Source organism: Pseudomonas veronii (genome assembly GCF_001439695.1).
Classification (GTDB): Bacteria; Pseudomonadota; Gammaproteobacteria; order Pseudomonadales; family Pseudomonadaceae; genus Aquipseudomonas; species Aquipseudomonas veronii.
In genome coordinates this window covers 1-3832 of the sequence record NZ_JYLL01000065.1, presented here as the reverse complement: position 1 = coordinate 3832, position 3832 = coordinate 1, and the positions used below count along the sequence as shown (strand labels likewise).

Sequence of the window (3832 nt, the reverse complement as noted above, 5' to 3'; positions counted from 1 at the left end):
GGCGTGGCAGACGTGAAATCCTTCACCGTCGGCACGCCAACCAATGGCACGTTCTACACCGACGCGGCGATGACCAAACCGGTGACCGGTTCCATTGACGCAGTCAACGGCGAAGCCACGGTTTACTTCAAACCAAACGAAAACTTCAACGGCACTGCGAACTTCACTTACACCGCCACCGACGGTGGTATTGCCGACGGCGGCAGCCCGCTGACTTCGGCTCCAGCCAACGGCACCATCACCGTAACTCCGGTCAACGACGCGCCTGTGGCTGTGACCACTACCGCGACCGGTGCTGAAGATCCAAGCGTAGGTATCGCGGTCAAGCTGTCCGCCACCGACGTGGATGGCGTGGCAGACGTGAAATCCTTCACCGTCGGCACGCCAACCAACGGTACGTTCTACACCGATGCGGCCATGACCAAGCCAGTGACTGGCTCGATTGACGCAGTCAACGGCGAAGCCACGGTGTACTTCAAACCAAACGCGAACTTCAACGGCACGGCGAACTTCACCTACACCGCCACCGACGGCGGTATTGCCGACGGCGGCAGCCCGCTGACCTCAGCGCCTGCTAACGGCACTATCACCGTGACTCCGGTCAATGACGCGCCTGTGGCTGTGACCACTACCGCGACCGGTGCTGAAGATCCAAGCGTAGGTATCGCGGTCAAACTGAGCGCCACTGACGTAGACGGCGTGGCAGACGTGAAATCCTTCACCGTCGGCACGCCAACCAATGGCACGTTCTACACCGACGCGGCGATGACCAAACCGGTGACCGGTTCCATTGACGCCGTCAACGGCGAAGCCACGGTTTACTTCAAACCAAACGCGAACTTCAACGGCACCGCGAACTTCACCTACACCGCCACCGACGGTGGTATCGCTGACGGCGGCAGCCCGCTGACCTCGACTCCAGCCAACGGCACCATCACCGTGACTCCGGTCAACGACGCGCCTGTGGCTGTGACCACTACCGCAACGGGTGCTGAAGACCCAAGCGTAGGTATCGCGGTCAAACTGAGCGCCACTGACGTAGACGGCGTGGCAGACGTGAAATCCTTCACCGTCGGCACGCCAACCAACGGCACGTTCTACACCGACGCCGCCATGACCAAGCCGGTAACTGGCTCGATCGACGCCGTCAACGGCGAAGCCACCGTTTACTTCAAGCCAAACGCGAACTTCAACGGCACGGCGAACTTCACTTACACCGCTACCGACGGCGGTATCGCTGACGGCGGCAGCCCGCTGACCTCAGCGCCTGCTAACGGCACCATCACCGTGACTGCGGTGAACGATGCGCCGGTCGCAGCACCGACCACCGCAACGGGTTCCGAAGATCCGGCCCAGGGCATCGAAGTTAAGCTTTCGGCCACTGACGTAGACGGTGTGGCAGACGTGAAATCCTTCACCGTCGGCACCCCAACCAATGGCACGTTCTACACCGACGCGGCGATGACCAAACCGGTGACCGGTTCCATTGACGCAGTCAACGGCGAAGCGACCGTTTACTTCAAGCCGAACGCGAACTTCAACGGCACCGCGAACTTCACTTACACCGCTACCGACGGCGGTATCGCTGACGGCGGCAGCCCGCTGACCTCAGCGCCTGCTAACGGCACTATCACCGTGACCCCGGTCAACGATGCGCCTGTGGCTGTGACCACTACCGCAACCGGTGCTGAAGATCCAAGCGTAGGTATCGCGGTCAAACTGAGCGCCACTGACGTAGACGGCGTGGCAGACGTGAAATCCTTCACCGTCGGCACGCCAACCAATGGCACGTTCTACACCGACGCGGCGATGACCAAACCGGTGACCGGTTCCATTGACGCAGTCAACGGCGAAGCCACGGTTTACTTCAAACCAAACGCGAACTTCAACGGCACCGCGAACTTCACCTACACCGCCACCGACGGCGGTATCGCTGACGGCGGCAGCCCGCTGACCTCAGCGCCTGCTAACGGCACTATCAGCGTGACTCCGGTCAACGATGCACCAGTGGCTGTGACCACTACCGCAACGGGTGCTGAAGACCCAAGCGTAGGTATCGCGGTCAAGCTGTCCGCCACCGACGTGGATGGCGTGACAGACGTGAAATCCTTCACCGTCGGCACGCCTACCAATGGCACGTTCTACACCGATGCGGCCATGACCAAGCCGGTGACTGGCTCGATCGACGCGGTCAACGGCGAAGCCACCGTTTACTTCAAACCAAACGCGAACTTCAACGGCACGGCGAACTTCACTTACACCGCTACCGACGGCGGTATTGCTGACGGCGGCAGCCCGCTGACCTCAGCACCTGCCAACGGCACCATCACCGTAACTCCGGTCAACGATGCGCCTGTGGCTGTGACCACTACCGCGAGCGGTGCTGAAGATCCAAGCGTAGGTATCGCGGTCAAGCTGTCCGCCACCGACGTGGATGGCGTGACAGACGTGAAATCGTTCACCGTCGGCACGCCTACCAATGGCACGTTCTACACCGATGCGGCCATGACCAAGCCGGTGACTGGCTCGATCGACGCGGTCAACGGCGAAGCCACCGTTTACTTCAAACCAAACGCGAACTTCAACGGCACGGCGAACTTCACTTACACCGCTACCGACGGCGGTATTGCTGACGGCGGCAGCCCGCTGACCTCAGCACCTGCCAACGGCACCATCACCGTAACTCCGGTCAACGATGCGCCTGTGGCTGTGACCACTACCGCGAGCGGTGCTGAAGATCCAAGCGTAGGTATCGCGGTCAAGCTGTCCGCCACCGACGTAGACGGCGTGGCAGACGTGAAATCCTTCACCGTCGGCACGCCAACCAACGGCACGTTCTACACCGATGCGGCGATGACCAAGCCAGTGACCGGCGCTATTGATGCGGTCAACGGCGAAGCGACCGTTTACTTCAAGCCGAACGCGAACTTCAACGGCACCGCGAACTTCACCTACACCGCTACCGACGGCGGCATTGCTGACGGCGGCAGCCCGCTGACCTCTGCGCCTGCCAACGGCACCATCACCGTGACTCCGGTCAACGACGCGCCTGTGGCTGTGACCACTACCGCGACCGGTGCTGAAGATCCAAGCGTAGGTATCGCGGTCAAACTGAGCGCCACTGACGTAGACGGCGTGGCAGACGTGAAGTCCTTCACCGTTGGCACGCCTACCAACGGCACGTTCTACACCGACGCCGCCATGACCAAGCCAGTGACTGGCTCGATTGACGCGGTCAACGGCGAAGCGACCGTTTACTTCAAACCAAACGCGAACTTCAACGGCACCGCGAACTTCACCTACACCGCTACCGACGGCGGCATTACTGACGGCGGCAGCCCGCTGACCTCTGCGCCTGCCAATGGCACCATCACTGTGACCCCGGTCAACGATGCGCCAGTGGCTGTGACCACTACCGCAACGGGTGCTGAAGATCCAAGCGTAGGTATCGCGGTCAAACTGAGCGCCACCGACGTAGACGGCGTGGCAGACGTGAAATCCTTCACCGTCGGCACCCCAACCAACGGCACGTTCTACACCGATGCGGCGATGACCAAGCCAGTGACCGGCGCTATTGATGCGGTCAACGGCGAAGCGACCGTTTACTTCAAGCCGAACGCGAACTTCAACGGCACGGCGAACTTCACCTACACCGCCACTGACGGCGGTATTGCCGACGGCGGCAGCCCGCTGACCTCAGCACCTGCCAACGGCACCATCACCGTGACTGCGGTGAACGACGCGCCGGTCGCAGCACCGACCACCGCAACGGGTTCCGAAGATCCGGCCCAGGGCATCGAAGTTAAGCTTTCGGCCACTGACGTAGACGGCG

The 3832-nt window shown here is 61.5% G+C and carries 1 protein-coding gene; it reads left to right on the top strand.

Annotated features, from left to right (window positions below):
• Positions 1-3832, top strand: a 3832-nt coding sequence (locus TU80_RS32955; protein WP_156422926.1) for a beta strand repeat-containing protein, incomplete at both ends; no start/stop codon positions are given.